This window comes from Ruegeria sp. HKCCD7251 (assembly GCF_013031165.1).
In the GTDB taxonomy this organism is placed as follows: domain Bacteria; phylum Pseudomonadota; class Alphaproteobacteria; order Rhodobacterales; family Rhodobacteraceae; genus Ruegeria.
In genome coordinates, this window is the sequence record NZ_WPZC01000013.1 from 1 (window position 1) to 17,233 (window position 17,233).

Here is a 17,233-nt window from a genome sequence, read left to right on the forward strand (position 1 = left end):
TCTCCAGCCCGTCCGACCGTCTCTCCGATCCGTCAGCACCGCCTCAGCAGCGCCGGTGAAGGGGGTTCTAAGGTTTACCCCACAAAGCCGCAAGTGGAAAATTCAGAAAAATTCGAAAAAACTCAGAATATGGAATTTATTGTTTATTTTCATATCATTGAGTTATAATCGCCTGCCAAAACGAACACCTCAGGCCACCGTTTTCATGTGCGACTCAGGTTTTGCACAAGCTTACCCACAGACTCAGTCAGCGATCAGGTGGAATCGGCTTGTCGGAATCGGCTGAACGGGTTCGACAGTGGCAAACGCAGGGCCAGAAGGGCTAGAATCACACTTAGATAGATCAGCGGTTCGATCTGGAACCCTTTTGCCAGCATCACGTAATGCAACCCACCCAAAATCGCAGCCGGATAGACCAGACGCTGCAGGGCGCGCCAACGTGAACCTAAACGGCGTACCGACAGATCATTGGAAGACAGGGCCAAGGGCAACAAAAGCAGGAACCCGGCCATGCCAACCGTAATGTAGGGACGTTTGAGGATGTCCGCCCAAATCTGACTTGGCAACTGCACATCCAGAACAAGCCACACCAGCAGGTGCAGGCTGACATAGGTAAATGTCAGCACACCCAATGCACGTCGAAACTTAAGCAGATTGAGACCTGCAAAACGCCTTAGCGGAGAAACAGCAAGCACTGCGATTAAAAGCTGCAACGCCAACTCTCCGTACCGATGCTCCAGCGCCTCGATTGGATCGATACCCAACCCTCCGGTCAGACCCTGATAGAACAGCCACGGTGCCGGGATCAGGCCCAGCACGTAGACGGCCCATACAGGCACCCGGCGGAGTATCTGGTTCACGGTCTGCATGCGCTTAGTAGTATTCCGACAGATCCATGCCGTCGTAAAGACTTGCCACTTCGGCCTCATAGCCGTTGAACATCAGCGTCGGAATACGTTTCGAAAACAGCCCGCCGCCAATAGTGCGCTCTGACGCCTGAGACCAGCGCGGGTGATCTACGTTCGGGTTCACATTGCTATAGAACCCGTATTCGCGCGGATTGGCCATGTTCCAACTGGTCGGCGGCTCAACATCCGAAAGAGTAATGCGCACGATCGACTTGATGGACTTGAACCCGTATTTCCACGGCACCACCAGACGCAAAGGAGCCCCGTTCTGGTTCGGGATTGGGCGATCATAAATACCGGTTGCCATGATCGTAAGCGGATGCATCGCCTCATCCAGCCGCAGCCCCTCACGATAGGGCCAGTCGAGAACCGGGTATTGGACACCGGGCATTTCATCCGGGCGGTATGCCGTTTCGAACGCCACGAATTTGGCACCCTCTTGCACACCGGCCATGTTCAACAAATCCGACAGTTCGAATCCATTCCATGGAATGACCATTGACCATGCCTCGACACAGCGAAACCGATAGATGCGTTCTTCCACGGTCATCTCGGACATTACATCCTTGAAGTCGTACTCACCCGGTCTGTCGACCAGACCGTCGATTTTGATGCTCCAGGGCTCCGTCACCAGGGAATGGGCATATTTGGCCGGATCATCCTTTCGCGTCCCGAACTCATAATAATTGTTGTACGAGGTGATTTCTTCCCAAGTGTTCGGCTCCAGCGCTTCCTGCGCGCTGGCTTTATGCGACATCCCGGCCAAACCAACTCCGGCCAGCCCCGCCATCACCTGGCGACGATTCAAGAAGGCCGCCCGCGGGGTGACATCTGCCCGCGTCAATGTGTTGGTCCAGCGATGCGCCATGTATTTCTCCGTCATTGGCCAGTGTTAAGGAACAGGTAGGTCGGTCTTAACACAGGACCAAGGCAACATGCGTCACGATTGGGAGAAGTGACTGTAACGAAAACGGCGGTCGACCGAGTGCTTGGCCCTTATCCAAAAAGCGGATCACACCCGACAACATGCAAATTTCGGGCCAAGTGACGCATTCAGGCCATTCCGCTATGTTTTTTCGTTTTGTTTATATAGGGGACCTAGCGTCATGCTTGATATTGACGCCATACAGCGCACAGTTCCTGCGCTTACGTTTTTCTAGGCGCGAAGGGACGGAGTTTACGACCAATGGACATCGGTCGCTGAGGTCGCGCTTTGAATGAAACGGCAAATTTGATCGGAAAGGACGAATTATGAAAACGAAACTGGTTGCGGGCTTGTCGCTGGTTCTGTTTATCGCTGCTTGCGCTGAGAAAGAAACCTACCCCATCTCCGGGTGCGACTCGAATGAAACCTTCCCCGTGACCTGCGAGGAAATCGGTGAAGACACGAACCTGGATGAAAACAACGCACAGGACCTGAACGCATTGCCGACCGGCGCCTGACGGCACCTGATCCAACACACGGGGCTGTACCAGCCCCAACCGACTCTGGAAAAACCCGCCTTCTCTGGCGGGTTTTTTGTTGGGGCTGTGCATTCCTACAAACAGATGCATTTGATCGCCGTGGGGACACGTTCTCACCAAAAGGCTCTGCAGGTCGATCTTCAAAGCGGCAGTTGCGTCTGGGGTGGCTGCAGCAGACGCCAGCGCGTCAGCACCTATGGCGATGGCAGCGGGTGACGGCAAGATAAAAGACATGACCCATACCATCAGCCCCGATTTTCCCACCTATCTGGACGAACCCGGCTACGCCGCAGAGCCTGTGTTCAAGTTTTCTTAATACGGTTTTAACCTGCAACAGCTGACGGTGAACGAACATACGGGTACCCATATTGATGCGCCGTTGGATTTTTCGGCTGACGGGGCTTCCGTCGACGAAATTCCGGTATCGGATCTGATCGCACGACTGTGCGCCGAAACATAAAGGGGGGACTGGCGGGACTGCACGGATATTCGCGATGATCTGACGAAGTCGGGATGAAACCAACCTATTCCCGCGTGGCCCACCCCATATGAAAAGCGAACTTCTGCAATTTGATCCGGGCAGAAAAAAAGACCCTCCGATCAGGAGGGTCTTTCTTGTTCTTTAAATCAGTGAACCACAGCGTCATCTGGTCTGGGTCGTTCAGACGTTCCCAGCCGATCCCCGATGATCAGCCCATCCGATCCGGCGGTCACTGGAACGGTCTCACCATCCTTGATCTCACCGGCTAACAAAGCCTCGGCCAGCGGGTTCTGCAGCGCACGCTGAATCACGCGTTTCAACGGACGTGCGCCGAAGACCGGATCATAGCCTTCGTTCGCCAGCCATTCCTTGGCCCCGTCGTCCAGCGCCAGCTCGATCTTGCGAGCAGCCAGACGTTTTTGCAGACGTGCCATCTGGATATCGACGATACCATCCATATCGGCCCGCTTGAGCCGGTCAAAGATGATGGTCTCGTCCAGACGGTTCAGGAATTCGGGCCGGAAATGTGCCCGGACTGCATCCATCACATCGCGCCGTGCCTGCGCACTGTCGGCACCTTCGGGCAGTTGGCTCAGCGCCTGAGACCCAAGGTTCGACGTCAGGATGATCAGCGTCTGCTTGAAGTCCACAGTGCGGCCCTGACCATCGGTCAGAACACCATCGTCCAGAACCTGCAACAACACGTTGAACACATCCGGGTGCGCCTTTTCGACCTCGTCAAACAGCACGACCTGATAGGGCCTGCGCCGCACGGCTTCGGTCAGCACACCGCCTTCGTCATAGCCAACATAGCCCGGAGGGGCACCGATCAGACGGGCAACCGCGTGTTTCTCCATGAACTCGGACATGTCGATGCGCACCATCGCGTTGTCGTCGTCGAACAGGAAGTTCGCTACGGCCTTTGTCAGCTCGGTCTTACCTACACCGGTCGGGCCGAGGAACAGGAACGAGCCCAGCGGGCGGTTCTCATCATTCAGGCCAGCCCGCGCACGGCGCACGGCGTTTGCGACGGCGGTGACGGCGGCATCCTGACCGATCACGCGAGAATGCAGATCGTCTTCCATCCGCAGCAATTTCTCGCGCTCGCCTTCCAGCATTTTCGAAGTCGGAATACCCGTCCAGCGCTCGACCACCGAAGCAATCTGTTCCGGACGCACCGTTTCTTCGGCCATCATGGCGTTGCTTTCGGCGTTTTCGGCCTCGGTCAGCGTTTTCTCAAGCTCAGGGATGACGCCATAGGAGAGTTCCCCGGCCTTGGCCAGATTGCCTTCGCGCTTGGCGATTTCCAGATCAGCGCGCGCCTTGTCGAGTTGTTCTTTTAGATCGCGCGCACCCGCGAGCTTGTCGCGCTCGGCCTGCCACTGGGCGGTCATCTCGGCGGATTTCTCCTGCAGATCGGCCAGATCCTTTTGCAAGGTTTCCAGACGGTCTTTGGAGGCCGCGTCGTCTTCGAGCTTCAACGCCTCTTCCTCGATCTGCATTTGCAGAATCTGACGGTCGAGTTGGTCCAGCTCCTCGGGTTTGGAGTCCACCTCCATCCGTAAGCGCGACGCCGCCTCATCGACAAGGTCGATGGCTTTGTCGGGCAGGAAACGGTCGGTGATATAGCGATGCGACAGCGTCGCCGCCGAGACCAACGCCGAGTCCGAGATGCGCACACCGTGGTGCAACTCGTACTTCTCCTTGATGCCGCGCAGGATGCTGATCGTGTCCTCGACCGTGGGCTCCTGCACCATGACGGGCTGGAACCGGCGTGCAAGGGCCGCGTCTTTTTCAACGTATTTGCGGTATTCATCCAGCGTGGTCGCGCCGATACAATGCAGCTCACCCCGCGCCAAAGCGGGTTTGATCAGGTTGGCCGCATCCATCGCGCCGTCGGATTTCCCGGCGCCGACCAGCGTATGCATCTCGTCGATAAACAGGATGATCTCACCGGCGGCTTCGGTGACTTCGGTCAGAACGGCTTTGAGGCGTTCTTCGAACTCACCACGGTACTTCGCACCAGCAATCAGCGCGCCCATATCCAGCGCCAGCAGCTTCTTGTCCTTCAGCGATTCCGGCACATCGCCGTTGACGATACGCAGGGCCATACCCTCGGCAATCGCGGTTTTACCCACGCCGGGTTCACCGATCAGAACGGGGTTATTCTTGGTCCGGCGCGACAGAACCTGCATCGAGCGGCGGATTTCCTCATCGCGTCCGATGATCGGATCAATCTTGCCCTCAGCCGCAGCCTCGGTCAGATCACGCGCGTATTTCTTCAACGCGTCATAGCCGTCCTCTGCAGACGCGGTGTCGGCAGTACGGCCCTTACGGATATCGTTGATCGCTTCGTTCAGTTTCTGCGCCGTCACAGCGCCATCTTCCAAGGCATCCTTGGCCTTGGATTTCACCATGCACAAAGCCATCAGAATGCGTTCAACAGGAACAAAACTATCGCCTGCCTTGGTGGCGATTTTCTCGGCCTCGGCCAGAACCTTGGCGGTCTGGCCATCCAGATAGACCTGCCCGGTATCGCCTTTGACCTTAGGAATGCGTGCCATAGATGCGTCCAGCGCATTTGCAACACGGCTGGGCGCGCCCCCGGCGCGTGTGATCAGGTTGCTGGCCAGTCCCTGATCGTCATCCATTAATGCTTTCAGCAAATGTTCGGGCGTCAGGCGCTGATGCTCTTCCCTCATCGCAATGGTCTGCGCCGCTTGCACGAAACCCCGTGCCCGCTCGGTGAACTTGTTCAAGTCCATATTAATCTCCTTTTCCAAGCGCCCTGTTTTGATGCACCCGCTTGGCGGCATGCGTCGGTCAGAGCCTCACATTCAATCTGGGAAATATCTGCCCCCGTTCAAGAGGCTGAACACAGATTCAACCCCTATCTGCGCGGTATTGTGTAAACCGTGTACCCTCCGGTTTCAGCCACTTCCCGCGCGTTGTACATTTCAACCAACGATTGGGCTGCGTCGCTGCCCGTCGGGCAAGACACAAGATCAGCCGCGTCATCCAGGAAGTCGATGGTAAAGGCCGTTTCCCCGGTCAACTGGCAATCGTCGTCGGTCGAACGATAACCCCCAACCAAACGCAGATTGTCGTTGGTCGGGGTCTTGATCACCATGTCAGCCGCCTCTTCCTCCAGCGGCATATCCTGACACGCTGCCAATGCCAGGGCTGAACCCAACATGATTAGTTGTCGTATATTCCGTTTCATTCTCAAATCCGCTCCTGCAATTCAGGGGCATGATATCACATTAAGCACCCCGTGCCGTGATCTGAGTCACTCCTCTATCCTGCATGGACAGAAGCCACCAAACCCGGTAGGACGCCGACGTTTGCCAAAAAGGAGCGCCCCATGTCCGATGACCGCCTGATCGTTGCCCTCGATGTCCCGAATGCGCTGCAAGGTCTGGCCATGGCCGAACGCCTTGGTGACTCGGTGTCTTTCTACAAAATCGGCCTGGGTATGCTGACCGGCGGCGGGCTGGCGCTGGCCAATGAGCTGAAGCAAGATCATGGCAAACGCATCTTTCTGGACATGAAACTGTTCGATATCGGCAATACCGTCGAAAATGCCGTTCGGGGTCTGGCGCAGTTCGATCTGGACTTTCTGACGGTGCATGGAGATCCCCATGTAGTGCGCGCCGCAAAAGAAGGCGCTGCAGGCAAGGACCTGAAGATCCTTGCCGTCACAATCCTTACTTCGCTGAACCGCGATGATCTGGATGCGAGCCTGCTGAAAGACGGTGACGTGCAGGACCTGGTGGTTGAACGTGCCGCGCGCGCGCTTGAGGCCGGGGCGGACGGTGTCATCGCAAGCCCGCAAGAGGCCGCTTTGATCCGCGCCCTGCCCCAATCCGAAGGACGGCTGATCGTAACCCCCGGCGTTCGCCCCGCCGGGGCCGAGCTTGGCGACCAAAAGCGTGTGGCCACCCCCGCAAACGCCATCGCTAACGGGGCAGATCACGTCGTGGTTGGCCGCCCGATCTATCGCGCAGACGATCCCAAAGCCGCTGCTGACGCGATTCTGAACGAGCTTTCATAGCTTCAAGCAGCCAAGCCCAACCGCGGCTGACTAAAAAATTGGCATGTTAATTTCTTTGGAGCCACGGCCACGGACCGAGTGAACCGCCCGGAAAATCGCACAAAAACGGCCGACAACAACTTGACCTTACGTCACTTTTCCCGCGCTCCGCGCCAAATCGTCCCTGTGCCCCAAAACACACATGAAAAATACGAGAATTCGTTATGTGATCTAGGTCCTATCGAAACGCGGGTTTTTGCGCGATTCTAGGCTTGTGATACTCCCCGCGGACCGTATCTTCCTGAGGTCCGTTACCTCCCCCCGCCCACTTGCGGGGGGTCTTCTTTCGAAAAAAATTTTCACGATTTGCACCTGTCCGCGCTTTGCCCGACGAGGCAGAGTGGTATAAGTGACCCTCCGATTTGCACTGACGTTTAGAGGAAGTGCCCGATGCCCGGCTTTTGCCGAGATTGCCTGTCCATATCCTCGGATGCTCACCGATGCGGTGCCTGTGGCAGCCCCCGGATCAAATCGCATCCAGAGCTGTTCGACCTGTCAATTGCGCATATGGATTGTGATGCTTTCTATGCCTCGGTCGAAAAACGGGACAACCCGGAACTTGCGGATAAGCCAGTGATCATCGGCGGGGGCAAACGCGGTGTTGTGTCAACCGCCTGCTATGTTGCTCGCATCCGCGGGGTGCGGTCTGCGATGCCGATGTTCAAGGCGCTGCAACTCTGCCCGGAGGCCATCGTGATAAAGCCCCGCATGTCAGTTTACGCCGAGGTTTCGCGCAAGATACGCGCCATGATGGATGAGCTCACCCCCGTGATCGAACCCTTGTCCTTGGACGAGGCGTTCATGGACCTGTCCGGCACGGAACGCCTGCACGGTGCGCCGCCTGCAGTAATGTTGGCAGGCCTTGTAAAGCGTATGAAGGATGAACTGGGCGTCACAGGTTCGATCGGGCTGTCGCATAACAAGTTCCTGGCAAAAGTTGCCTCGGATCTGGACAAACCACGCGGGTTTTCGGTGATCGGGCAGGCGGAAACGGCATCCTTTCTGTACGACAAGCCCGTCCGCCTGATCTGGGGCATCGGCCCCGCCGCGCAAGAGTCGCTGGATCGCGCCGGTATCCGCGCATTCTCGGATTTGTTGCGCTGGGACCAAGAGGCGCTGACCGCGCGCTTTGGGTCAATGGGTTATCGGCTTTGGCATCTGGCGCGCGGGCAGGACAAACGCCGTGTTTCCGCGCATGAACCGATGAAGTCCATCAGCAACGAAACAACGTTTTTTGAAGATACGGCCAATTTGGACATTCTGGATGGCCACCTGTGGCGCATGGCGGAAAAAGTGGCTGACCGGGCCAAAGCCAAAGGGCTGGCGGGGCGCGTCGTGACCCTTAAGCTGAAAAAAGCCGACCACAAAGTACTAACCCGGCGCGTTTCGCTTCGGGATGCAACGCAGATCGCGGATCGTATTTACCGCACCGCGCGCGGGCTGTTCGATCAGGTGGGCGATCAAGGTCCGTATCGCTTGTTGGGATGTGGCATTTCCGATCTCTGCTCTGAAAATCAGGCTGATATCTCGGGCGACTTGTTGGATCCGGGCGCATCCCAGCGATCGCAAGCCGAACGCGCCACAGACGAAATCCGGCGTCGCTTCGGAACCGACGCCATCGTCAAGGGTCGCGCCTTACGATGAGGTTACTCCGCGGCCAGCCGCACAGACTCGTCGCCAATCTGTGAGATTTCCATGATGACCTGCCGCAGCGTTTCCCGAAACGGAGCGAAATTGGCGTTTGGCGTAATCCGCGTTTCGTCCATATAAAGCGACCGGTCGATCTCAATCTGAATTGCGTGCTGATTGCGTCCGGGCCGCCCATACGTTTGCGTAACATAGGCCCCCGCGAACGGCGCATTCCGGGCGACCGTCAGCCCGGCCGAGACAAACGCCGCTTCGATCCGATCCACGATCTCGGGCGAGGCAGACGCCCCAAACCGATCCCCCAAAACAATCTGTGGTCGGCGGGTGCTGTTGGTCCCTGCCATTGCGACCGCCTCATGCGGCATTGAATGACAGTCGATCAAAATCGCCTGTCCAAAAGAATCCAGCGATTCCTTCAGCAAAGACTTCAGGCGTGCATGATAGGGTCGCCAACAGGTATCGATACGCAGACGCGCTTCGTCCATCGTCAGCTTGCCACGATAAATCGCGCGCCCATTCGCAACGACGCGTGGAATCACACCCAACCCCGATGTAACCCGAGGATTGTGACCCTGACGGCGCGCGCCTTCGATCAAAGCCGGGTCCAGCTCTTCGGCACTGCGGTTGAGGTCCAGATAGGCGCGGGGTTTAGTCGCCGAAATCAGCGGCGCGCCACATTCGGCAGCGGGCGAAAACAACTGATCCACAAAGGCATCTTCCGAGGATCGAATCACATCCCGGCTCAGAACCGTCCGCTGCAGCAACGATTGCGGGTAATTCCGACCGCTATGAGGAGAGGAAAACACAACACAAGACGTGCGCTTGGCGGGCAAATCCAATACATAGGCTGTGTTCTGCATAACGACTCCTTGTTCGCGCCCAACATAGACCGGAAAATAGTTCTTCCAAACCCCTTGAACCCCTTTGCGACTCCTTTTATAGACCCCGCTACCGGCGCGGGGTTCCGCGCCTCATTTCGGTATGGGGCAGGGCACGCAAAGGTAAGTGGGCGGTTAGCTCAGCGGTAGAGCACTTCGTTGACATCGAAGGGGTCACAAGTTCGATCCTTGTACCGCCCACCATGATTTCACTGTTCCGGTTATCCGGGGCACCCGATTAACCCAGGCGCTGGCCACGTCTTTGATGAAGGCGCCGCAGATTGGAGACAGACCCATGAAGGTCAAGAACTCGCTCCGCTCGCTCAAGAACCGGCACCGTGATTGTCGGATTGTGCGTCGCAAAGGCCGCGTCTACGTGATAAACAAGACGCAGCGCAAGTTCAAAGCTCGCCAGGGCTAAGAACCGCTTAATTCGAATAGAAAGAACCGCGCCTCCGAGCGCGGTTTTTTTGTTGGCAGGTCAGAACGTGATCCCTGCATGGATCAAGATACCGATGACCATCAGAATGTTGAGAACCATTGAAATTCCGTTGCCCACATAGATCGGTAATTTTCCCACAACCAGACCGTAGAAAAACCACAGCATCGAAAGCACTGCGTATAGGGACCATGACAACAGGGACTGACCGCTTGCGTGCTGGGAATGCGTGAAATACAGCTTCATGAGCTGCGGCAGCGTTGCAAACGGGCCGACGACGCCAATGAAAACCATAAATCCCTCGAACCGGGCCATCCAGTGACCAAGGTTTGATTTCTCCAGCTTTTCAGCCAGCGTTTCCGTCATCAAATGTGCCCCTTCGCATGGCGCTCAATACAAACAATCCGCAGTCATCACCCGGAAGCTTCCCGGCAATTTAGCCGTTTCCGGGCCCGCCACCAAGAAAAACGAAAAACCCAGGCACGGTAAATACCCGTATCAGCGATCATTTTCCCAAGTAAATTTGTCAGATTACCTTGCATCCCCCTGAGAATCGTTTAATTGACCAAATCAGTCGGGTTATAGCCCGGCACGAAATTTCACTGTTGGGACATATGATGCTGAAATCCTCTACATGCGTTGCCGCCGCTCTGACGGCCCTGATTTCAACCTCCGCCGCCGCCGAGGGGGAACTGAACCTCTATTCCTCGCGCCATTACGACACTGACGAGCGCCTGTATTCCGATTTCGAAGACGCCACCGGCATCACCATCAACCGTATCGAAGGCAAGGCCGACGAGCTGATCGCCCGCATGGAGGCCGAAGGCGCGAACTCACCCGCCGATATCCTGCTGACCGTGGACACCTCGCGCCTGGCCCGCGCAAAGAACGCCGGCATCCTGCAACCGATCGACAGCGCGGTTTTGGAAGAACGCATCCCGGCCAATCTGCAGGACGAAGACAACCAGTGGTACGGCTTCTCACAGCGCGCGCGGATCATCTTCTTTGACAAGGCCGATGTCGCGAATCCGCCCGCCAGCTATCTCGATCTGGCCAAGCCGGAATACAAAGGTCTGGTCTGCATCCGGTCGTCCAGCAACACCTACAACCAGACCCTGTTGGCATCGATCATCACCAATCACGGTGCCGAGGCCGCAAAAACATGGGCCGAAGGCGTTGTTTCAAACATGGCACGAGACCCGCAGGGCGGTGATACTGACCAACTACGCGGGATTGTCTCGGGTGAATGTGAGATCGCCGTTTCCAACTCGTACTACTTCGCCCGCGCGCTGCGCAAAGATGTGAAGGGCCTGAGCGCAGATATCGACATGATCGGCGTGCAGTTCCCAGCTCAGGACGCCGAGGGCGCGCATATGAACCTGTCGGGTGCAGGCGTTGCCGCCCACGCGCCGAACAAAGAGAACGCGGTAAAGTTCCTGGAATATCTCGCCGGTGAGCAAGCGCAGGTTTATTTCTCGAACGGCAATGATGAATTCCCCGCCGTGGAAGGTGTGGCGCTGGCCGACAACGTCGCATCGCTGGGCGAGTTCAAAGCAGACAAGGTGAACCTGTCCGAAGTCGCCAAGAACATCCCCGAGGCGCAGAAAATCTTCAACGAAGTTGGTTGGAAGTAATCAGTCCAACAAAGTCACGAACAAGGGCGCAGAGAATTCTGCGCCCTTTTTTGTTGATATTGCTATGTTTTCAGCGTACTTCTCATATATGAAAATTTTTCTCACTTTTGATTATGATGCATGACATATCGCATCGCCTTGCCAAAAGGCTGAATGAGCTGCGCCGCGCGCGGGGTTTATCGCTGGACCAATTGGCAGATCAAAGCGGGGTCAGCCGGGCAACGCTGTCCCGCATGGAAAAGGGTGATGTCAGCCCTTCTGCAGAAACGCTTGGCCGGATTTGCGCCGCTTACGGGTTGCCGATGTCGCGCCTGCTGATGATGGTCGAAGACAGTTTTGAGCCTCGTGTGCCATTTGAACGTCAACCGGAATGGCGTGATCCGGAAACCGGGTTCACGCGCCGGTCTGTCTCGCCTCCGGCCGCCGGGCTGAGTGGAGAAGTGCTGGAGGGGCACCTGCCACCCGACACAGTGATCACTTATGACACGCCGCCCAAACTTGGGCAGGAGCATCACCTGATCCTTCTTGATGGTGCCCTGACCCTGAGCGTGGATGGCGTTTCACACACGCTCACCGGGGGGGACTGCCTGCGGTATCACCTGTCCGGCCCCACCCGATTTGAAACGCCCGCGACCCGGGGTGCACGATATTTGTTGGTGCTAATATGATCTCACGGCTTGTGGAAAGGGAACTCGACGAAGCGTTGGACGATCTGTCCGACATCCTACATGCCTGCGTGCAGGACGGCGCCAGCGTTGGATTCGTCCTACCCTTTTCACCGGATGAGGCACGGGATTATTGGCGAACGCACGTGTGGCCCAGCGCGCAATCAGGTGCCTTGGACGTATTTGCCGCACGGGACGCAGGCCGGGTTGTAGGGACCGTGCAACTGATACCCGCGACCATGCCTAACCAGCCGCACAGGGCAGATGTGGCCAAGCTGTTGGTTCCCCCTAAAGCCCGACGCAAAGGGCTGGGTCGCGCATTGATGGCCGCCCTAGAAGAACGGGCGCGACGACTGGGTCGAACGATGCTGGTTCTGGATACGCGCAGCACGGACCCGTCGCTTATCCTGTATCAATCTCTTGGCTTTCAGATCGCCGGGGAAATACCGGATTATTGCCGGAACCCGTTCGAAAACCGGTTGGAGCCGACAACCTATATGTTCAAAGACCTGTCCTGAACCAAGGCATTGCGCCCAGGTGACAACGGCCCCGGAAACGCCGGGCAAAACCCGGAACAGACTTGCAACACCTCCCCTACACGGTGTCACTATCAACAGGATGGTTGGAGGACTTGCATGAAGCCGCGGTTATTTGGGGGTCTGTTTTTGTGCGCCGTGGTTCTGGCCGCCTGTGCCCAAACACAACGGACATATGAAAAGACCGTAACAACTTCGGTTTCGGCTCGCCCGAACAGCAGCTTGTCACAAACGGCGCAACGACTGGGCGACCCAAGGGACGGTCGGTCCGGCGTCAAGCTCATCAGTGACGGAGAAGAGGCACTTGTATCGCGCCTTTTGCTTGCCGCCGCAGCAGAACAGACGATCGACGCGCAGTATTACCTGCTGCACAATGACACGACGGGGCACCTGTTTGCTGCCAGCCTGCTGCAGGCCGCCGACAGGGGCGTGCGAGTCCGCCTGCTGCTGGATGATATGGACACGTCCAGCTACGACGCGATGACGGCCGCGTTGGACAAGCACGAGAATATCGAGATTCGCCTGTTCAACCCATTCTGGCGGGATCAAAGTCTGCTGGTCGCCGGACTGACCGACTTCAAACGCATCAATCGCCGCATGCACAACAAGTCGATGACCGCCGACAATGTGTTTTCCATCGTAGGTGGTCGCAACATTGGCGCCGAATATTTTCTGGCCCGCGAAGAAATGAACTATGCAGACCTTGATGTGCTTGCGGCAGGCCCTGTCGTGCGTCAGGTCTCGGACAGCTTTGATGCCTACTGGAACAGCGACTTTGCGGTCCCAGCGCGCGTTGTCATCGAAGACCCCGAAACCATTTCGTTAAGCGACGCCCGTATCCGCCTGACCGAACTTGTGGAGGAGGCAAAGCCGACGCCCTATGGATCAGCCTTGCGCAGATCAGCGAAAGAAAACTTTGCGGATGGGGCGCTGAGGCTGGATTGGGTTCCCGCACAGCTTTACGCCGACCCGCCGTCCAAAGCGGCCGGTGCAGACAGCACGGACCCCATTCTTGCCTCGCAACTGCTGCCTTATTTTGAAGATGCTGAAAGGGAAGTGAACATCATCTCGGCCTATTTCGTGCCGCGCACCAATGGCGTCAGATGGATGACCGAGATGGAAAACCGCGGCGTCGAGGTTAAAGTCGTCACCAATTCGCTAGCCTCCAACGATGTCGCCCCGGTCTATGCCCACTATGCCAAGAAACGCCGCGCCCTGTTGCGCGGCGGGGTTGAGCTTTACGAGCTGCGCCCAGACGCCTATCAGGTTCAACGGCGGGGCATAAACTGGGCGCAATCGCGTTCGGGCCTACATTCCAAAGCGTTTACGGTAGATGACCGTTACTTGTTCGTGGGGTCTTTCAATTGGGATCCGCGATCGGTCAACATCAACACCGAAATGGGTATTCTGATCGACTCGCCCGCGCTGACCACGCAGACCATGACCGCGCTTGATGACGCTTTGCCAGCCTATACCTACAGCGTCACACTCGAAAGGGCCGGCCAGTTGAAATGGACCACCCAGAACGAGGACGGCACCATAGCGGAATATGATGCGGAACCGACCGGGTCCGTATGGGATCATATTCTGGCCGGCTTCTTTGCGGTTCTGCCCATCGGATCACAGCTTTAGGGACAGAACGACCCGGCACGCTAGCCCAGTACAGGAAGGAGCAAAGCCATGAAGTATTTCAAGCTGTATGCCGACGCTGACGGGGAAAGCCATTGGACCGACATCGACGTCCCGCTGCGTGAACGCAGCTTTGCCCCGCCTGCCAAGGCCATCGAAGTATCTGACCCCGAGCCTGCCACTCAATTTATGTTTCTACGGTTGCAATCCGGGTGGGACGAACCCGTCCATCCAACGCCTGTCGCGCAGAAGCTTGTCTGCCTGTCCGGGTCTGTTCGGGTTACCGCAAGCGATGGCGACATACGCGATATCGGCCCTGGGGACGTGTGGCATATGGAAGATACCCATGGCAAAGGTCACCACACCATTGTCACCAGCCCCGGGGATTTTGAAGCTGTCATTATCCAGTACGGATAGCTCTCTACCTCAATCAAAACCCCGCGCGGGCGGATTTCGGGTATACTGGTCGCATTGAACTGCACCTTCTCGCTGGCGTTCTGGAGGAGACGGATATGGAACAGCGGCTTTCGGCCATCCTTGCCGCCGATATGGTGGGTTACTCTCGGCTAATGGAATTTGACGAACTGGGCGTCCTGTCCCGTCAGAAAAAATACCGCCGGGAATTGATCGACCCCGAAATCGCACGCAGCCGCGGCAGTATCGTGAAAACCACCGGTGACGGCATGCTTGCCACGTTTGAGTCCGTGCAGGACGCGGTCAAATGTGCCGTCAATATCCAGAAGGCCATGAACCAGAACGAAACCGAACTGGAGGACGATCAGAGAATCCGGTTTCGAGTCGGTATCAATCTGGGCGACGTCATTTTCGATGACGGGGACATATTCGGCGACGGGGTGAACGTGGCGGCGCGACTGGAAGGTCTTGCGGAACCGGGCGGTGTCTGCGTTTCTGATATCGTGCATCAGGCCGTCCAAGACAGGGTCGATGCCCCGTTTCGGGACATGGGCGGCCAACGTGTCAAGAATATCAGCCGTCCGATCCGTGTCTGGCACTGGTCGCCACAAGCGCCCCGGCAACGAAAAGCGCCCGACATTTCGCTGCAGCAGCGCGTCAAGTTCTGCCGGTCACAGGATGGGGTCAACCTTGCATGGGCAAGCACCGGGCAGGGAACGCCTGTGCTGAAGGCTCCGAACTGGCTCAACCACATCGAATACGAATGGACCAGCCCGGTCTGGGGGGATTTCCTGTCCGAGATGTCGAAACTGTGCCAACTGGTTCGTTTCGATCAGCGGGGCAATGGCCTGTCCGATTGGGACGTTGACGACATATCCGAGGACCGGATGATTGATGACATTGTCGCCGTTGCCGACGCCGCCGGGCTGGAGCGTTTCGGGCTGTTGGGGATCAGTCAGGGATCGGCGTTTTCCGTCCGGTTTGCCGCAAAATACCCCGAGCGCGTCAAGTTCCTTGTCCTCCTCGGGGGCTACGTCCGAGGGCGCATGTCTCGCGGTGACGCAGAGGCTGAGCAATTCTACGAAGCGTCACGCGCCATGGTATCGACCGGCTGGGGGTCACCCAATCCGGTTTACCGCCACTTCTTTACGTCATGCTACATGCCTGATGCTACGCCAGAAGAAGGTGCCAGCTTTGATGAAATGCAACGCATTTCCGCCAGCCCGGAAACGGCGCTTCGCATCATGGAAATGAACGCCCATGTAGATGCGCGCGCCGATGCGCAAGGCATTCGTGTTCCAACGCTAGTCCTGCACGCAAAAGGCGATTTGGCTGCCCCGATCAGCGAAGGCCGGGAAACAGCGCGTGAAATTCCCACAGCCGAGTTCGTCGAGCTTCCCGGTTCGAACCATTGCATGATCCGGGGTCATGCGGGGTTTGATGAGTTCTTTCAGGAAATCGGACCCTTTCTGAAAGAACACGGCAGCTAGGATCAAATTCCAACGCGCCAATGTCTTAGCCTATTGTCAGACCGCTGCGTTGGACGCCCCATCAAACTGTGTTTTCGCGCCACGCTAAGAAATTGAGTCTGCTGAGTGATCAGTTTCATTTTGCCGGGAATCACTTTCGGGCATTATGATCCGAGAATGTTTAATGAGTTTTATGAGTTGATAGATGTACCCTTCGCATATTGGCGCGCATTGCAGCGCCACCACTGACCTTCAAAGAAACGAGTTCGCGCAGAAGTACCCTTTGCTGGATGACGCATCGGTTCATGCGCAATGGAAGAACGGATCCTGGCAGATCACAAGGATCGGAGATATCTGGAAGAGAACGGGAAAAATAATGTCCGTGCCCCATGACGGGACTGACGCTTTCCCCTCGTTTCAATTCGCCGAGGACGGGACCCCTTTGCCGCTGATGGAAAAAGTCCTCAAGGCGCTGCCCTGTGAAATGACGCCCTGGCAACGGGCCTATTGGATGACATCCCCCAGAAAGGAACTCGGGGGCCAATTCCCGGCACAGTGCATAAGAGCGGGTGACGAACGCGTGGTCGATGCCGCCGGACGCGCCAAAGGCGTTCCGCGCGACTAAGCTGTGGCCCACTGCTCAGAACGTAGCTTTTGGCTGTTTCGATGCGCAACTTGCGGAATGACCGCACCCAACCCGCCTGTAGATACGCCCGCAAGAAGGTGAGCTTCGACATCAGGGGGCCACAGGCAATATTCGATGCATGGGAGTTGCATTACTTACAGCGACAGAGTGGGCGCATTCATAGGCTGTTTGCTCTGTTTCTAGAAAGCACCACTCTTGAAATAACTTACGTTGCAACAAGTTCAATTATTCGAACCTCATAATAAGATAGGGCGGCAACATACTCAGTTCCCATGAGGTTGTCAAAAATGCGCGTATTCAGCTCAGTTGTTTTTGCGATCATTTGCACTC

General features: G+C 56.8%; 19 protein-coding genes and 1 tRNA gene. 14 read left to right on the forward strand and 6 right to left on the reverse strand.

Translation table 11 applies throughout. The annotated features are described in order from the left end of the window. Positions 1-254: 254 nt before the first annotated feature. Positions 255-869: a protein-methionine-sulfoxide reductase heme-binding subunit MsrQ gene (gene msrQ, locus GOX75_RS20045; RefSeq protein WP_171126114.1), complete on the reverse strand. Its 615-nt coding sequence runs from the start codon at positions 867-869 to the stop codon at positions 255-257. Positions 870-873: 4 nt separating this feature from the next. Then, on the reverse strand, positions 874-1,776 hold the full coding sequence (gene msrP, locus GOX75_RS20050; protein ID WP_171126116.1) for a protein-methionine-sulfoxide reductase catalytic subunit MsrP: 903 nt from the start codon (positions 1,774-1,776) through the stop codon (positions 874-876). 383 nt (positions 1,777-2,159) lie between these two features. Here msrP and GOX75_RS20055 point away from each other — a divergent pair, with 383 nt between their 5' ends. From GOX75_RS20055 to GOX75_RS20455, 3 genes are all read left to right on the forward strand, one after another. Next, positions 2,160-2,351 carry a hypothetical protein gene (locus GOX75_RS20055; protein ID WP_171126118.1) on the forward strand — a complete coding sequence of 64 codons (192 nt, stop codon included), beginning with the start codon at positions 2,160-2,162 and terminating at the stop codon, positions 2,349-2,351. A 184-nt stretch (positions 2,352-2,535) separates the two neighbouring features. After that, complete coding sequence (locus GOX75_RS20450) at positions 2,536-2,688, forward strand: hypothetical protein (protein ID WP_254428859.1); 153 nt, start codon at positions 2,536-2,538, stop codon at positions 2,686-2,688. Positions 2,689-2,715: 27 nt separating this feature from the next. Beyond that, positions 2,716-2,832: a cyclase family protein gene (locus tag GOX75_RS20455; protein ID WP_371808202.1), complete on the forward strand. Its 117-nt coding sequence runs from the start codon at positions 2,716-2,718 to the stop codon at positions 2,830-2,832. 167 nt (positions 2,833-2,999) lie between these two features. Here GOX75_RS20455 and clpB read toward each other — a convergent pair whose 3' ends face one another. Both clpB and GOX75_RS20070 read right to left on the reverse strand, forming a co-directional pair. Continuing rightward, positions 3,000-5,618, reverse strand: a complete 2,619-nt coding sequence (clpB, locus tag GOX75_RS20065; RefSeq protein WP_171126120.1) for an ATP-dependent chaperone ClpB — start codon at positions 5,616-5,618, stop codon at positions 3,000-3,002. Positions 5,619-5,743: 125 nt separating this feature from the next. Beyond that, positions 5,744-6,049: a hypothetical protein gene (locus GOX75_RS20070; protein WP_254428860.1), complete on the reverse strand. Its 306-nt coding sequence runs from the start codon at positions 6,047-6,049 to the stop codon at positions 5,744-5,746. A 168-nt stretch (positions 6,050-6,217) separates the two neighbouring features. Between GOX75_RS20070 and pyrF the strand changes: the two genes are divergently transcribed. Together pyrF and GOX75_RS20080 are read left to right on the forward strand one after the other, a co-directional pair. Beyond that, positions 6,218-6,907: an orotidine-5'-phosphate decarboxylase gene (gene pyrF, locus GOX75_RS20075; protein WP_171126122.1), complete on the forward strand. Its 690-nt coding sequence runs from the start codon at positions 6,218-6,220 to the stop codon at positions 6,905-6,907. A gap of 429 nt (positions 6,908-7,336) precedes the next feature. Beyond that, entirely contained in the window at positions 7,337-8,590 is a 1,254-nt protein-coding gene (locus GOX75_RS20080) for a DNA polymerase IV (protein ID WP_171126124.1), read from the forward strand. A gap of 2 nt (positions 8,591-8,592) precedes the next feature. On the opposite strand, the gene GOX75_RS20085 is transcribed toward GOX75_RS20080, so the two are convergent. After that, positions 8,593-9,453, reverse strand: a complete 861-nt coding sequence (locus tag GOX75_RS20085) for an N-formylglutamate amidohydrolase (protein ID WP_171126126.1) — start codon at positions 9,451-9,453, stop codon at positions 8,593-8,595. A gap of 147 nt (positions 9,454-9,600) precedes the next feature. On the opposite strand from GOX75_RS20085, the gene GOX75_RS20090 reads away from it, so the two are divergent. Both GOX75_RS20090 and ykgO read left to right on the forward strand, forming a co-directional pair. After that, a tRNA-Val gene (locus GOX75_RS20090) sits at positions 9,601-9,675 on the forward strand. A 91-nt stretch (positions 9,676-9,766) separates the two neighbouring features. Beyond that, positions 9,767-9,892 (forward strand): type B 50S ribosomal protein L36, encoded by a 126-nt coding sequence (gene ykgO, locus GOX75_RS20095; protein ID WP_008755722.1) that lies wholly within the window; start codon positions 9,767-9,769, stop codon positions 9,890-9,892. 60 nt (positions 9,893-9,952) lie between these two features. On the opposite strand, the gene GOX75_RS20100 is transcribed toward ykgO, so the two are convergent. Continuing rightward, the gene (locus tag GOX75_RS20100) at positions 9,953-10,276 is read right to left on the reverse strand and encodes a SemiSWEET transporter (RefSeq protein WP_171126128.1); all 324 of its coding nucleotides are present in this window, start codon (positions 10,274-10,276) and stop codon (positions 9,953-9,955) included. A gap of 251 nt (positions 10,277-10,527) precedes the next feature. Between GOX75_RS20100 and GOX75_RS20105 the strand changes: the two genes are divergently transcribed. The 7 genes from GOX75_RS20105 (at position 10,528) to GOX75_RS20135 (ending at position 16,882) form a co-directional block, all read left to right on the forward strand. Further along, the gene (locus tag GOX75_RS20105; protein ID WP_171126129.1) at positions 10,528-11,544 is read left to right on the forward strand and encodes a Fe(3+) ABC transporter substrate-binding protein; all 1,017 of its coding nucleotides are present in this window, start codon (positions 10,528-10,530) and stop codon (positions 11,542-11,544) included. Between the two features lie 113 nt (positions 11,545-11,657). Further along, positions 11,658-12,212, forward strand: coding sequence for a helix-turn-helix transcriptional regulator (locus tag GOX75_RS20110; protein ID WP_171126131.1), 555 nt, complete (start codon positions 11,658-11,660; stop codon positions 12,210-12,212). After that, positions 12,209-12,727, forward strand: coding sequence for a GNAT family N-acetyltransferase (locus GOX75_RS20115; RefSeq protein ID WP_171126133.1), 519 nt, complete (start codon positions 12,209-12,211; stop codon positions 12,725-12,727). Before GOX75_RS20110 ends, GOX75_RS20115 begins: the two co-directional genes overlap by 4 nt. A gap of 117 nt (positions 12,728-12,844) precedes the next feature. Beyond that, entirely contained in the window at positions 12,845-14,377 is a 1,533-nt protein-coding gene (locus GOX75_RS20120) for a phospholipase D family protein (protein WP_171126135.1), read from the forward strand. A gap of 48 nt (positions 14,378-14,425) precedes the next feature. After that, complete coding sequence (locus tag GOX75_RS20125) at positions 14,426-14,791, forward strand: cupin (protein WP_171126137.1); 366 nt, start codon at positions 14,426-14,428, stop codon at positions 14,789-14,791. Positions 14,792-14,886: 95 nt separating this feature from the next. Continuing rightward, positions 14,887-16,278: an alpha/beta fold hydrolase gene (locus tag GOX75_RS20130; protein ID WP_171126138.1), complete on the forward strand. Its 1,392-nt coding sequence runs from the start codon at positions 14,887-14,889 to the stop codon at positions 16,276-16,278. A 184-nt stretch (positions 16,279-16,462) separates the two neighbouring features. Then, entirely contained in the window at positions 16,463-16,882 is a 420-nt protein-coding gene (locus GOX75_RS20135) for a hypothetical protein (protein ID WP_171126140.1), read from the forward strand. Positions 16,883-17,233 lie beyond the last annotated feature (351 nt).

Coding starts and splice junctions, on each gene's coding strand:
- msrQ (WP_171126114.1), bottom strand. CDS start 869: ATGCAGACCGTGAACCAGATACTCCGCCGGGTGCCTGTATGGGCCGTC.
- msrP (WP_171126116.1), bottom strand. CDS start 1,776: ATGGCGCATCGCTGGACCAACACATTGACGCGGGCAGATGTCACCCCG.
- GOX75_RS20055 (WP_171126118.1), top strand. CDS start 2,160: ATGAAAACGAAACTGGTTGCGGGCTTGTCGCTGGTTCTGTTTATCGCT.
- clpB (WP_171126120.1), bottom strand. CDS start 5,618: ATGGACTTGAACAAGTTCACCGAGCGGGCACGGGGTTTCGTGCAAGCG.
- GOX75_RS20070 (WP_254428860.1), bottom strand. CDS start 6,049: ATGTTGGGTTCAGCCCTGGCATTGGCAGCGTGTCAGGATATGCCGCTG.
- pyrF (WP_171126122.1), top strand. CDS start 6,218: ATGTCCGATGACCGCCTGATCGTTGCCCTCGATGTCCCGAATGCGCTG.
- GOX75_RS20080 (WP_171126124.1), top strand. CDS start 7,337: ATGCCCGGCTTTTGCCGAGATTGCCTGTCCATATCCTCGGATGCTCAC.
- GOX75_RS20085 (WP_171126126.1), bottom strand. CDS start 9,453: ATGCAGAACACAGCCTATGTATTGGATTTGCCCGCCAAGCGCACGTCT.
- ykgO (WP_008755722.1), top strand. CDS start 9,767: ATGAAGGTCAAGAACTCGCTCCGCTCGCTCAAGAACCGGCACCGTGAT.
- GOX75_RS20100 (WP_171126128.1), bottom strand. CDS start 10,276: ATGACGGAAACGCTGGCTGAAAAGCTGGAGAAATCAAACCTTGGTCAC.
- GOX75_RS20105 (WP_171126129.1), top strand. CDS start 10,528: ATGCTGAAATCCTCTACATGCGTTGCCGCCGCTCTGACGGCCCTGATT.
- GOX75_RS20110 (WP_171126131.1), top strand. CDS start 11,658: ATGATGCATGACATATCGCATCGCCTTGCCAAAAGGCTGAATGAGCTG.
- GOX75_RS20115 (WP_171126133.1), top strand. CDS start 12,209: ATGATCTCACGGCTTGTGGAAAGGGAACTCGACGAAGCGTTGGACGAT.
- GOX75_RS20120 (WP_171126135.1), top strand. CDS start 12,845: ATGAAGCCGCGGTTATTTGGGGGTCTGTTTTTGTGCGCCGTGGTTCTG.
- GOX75_RS20125 (WP_171126137.1), top strand. CDS start 14,426: ATGAAGTATTTCAAGCTGTATGCCGACGCTGACGGGGAAAGCCATTGG.
- GOX75_RS20130 (WP_171126138.1), top strand. CDS start 14,887: ATGGAACAGCGGCTTTCGGCCATCCTTGCCGCCGATATGGTGGGTTAC.
- GOX75_RS20135 (WP_171126140.1), top strand. CDS start 16,463: ATGTACCCTTCGCATATTGGCGCGCATTGCAGCGCCACCACTGACCTT.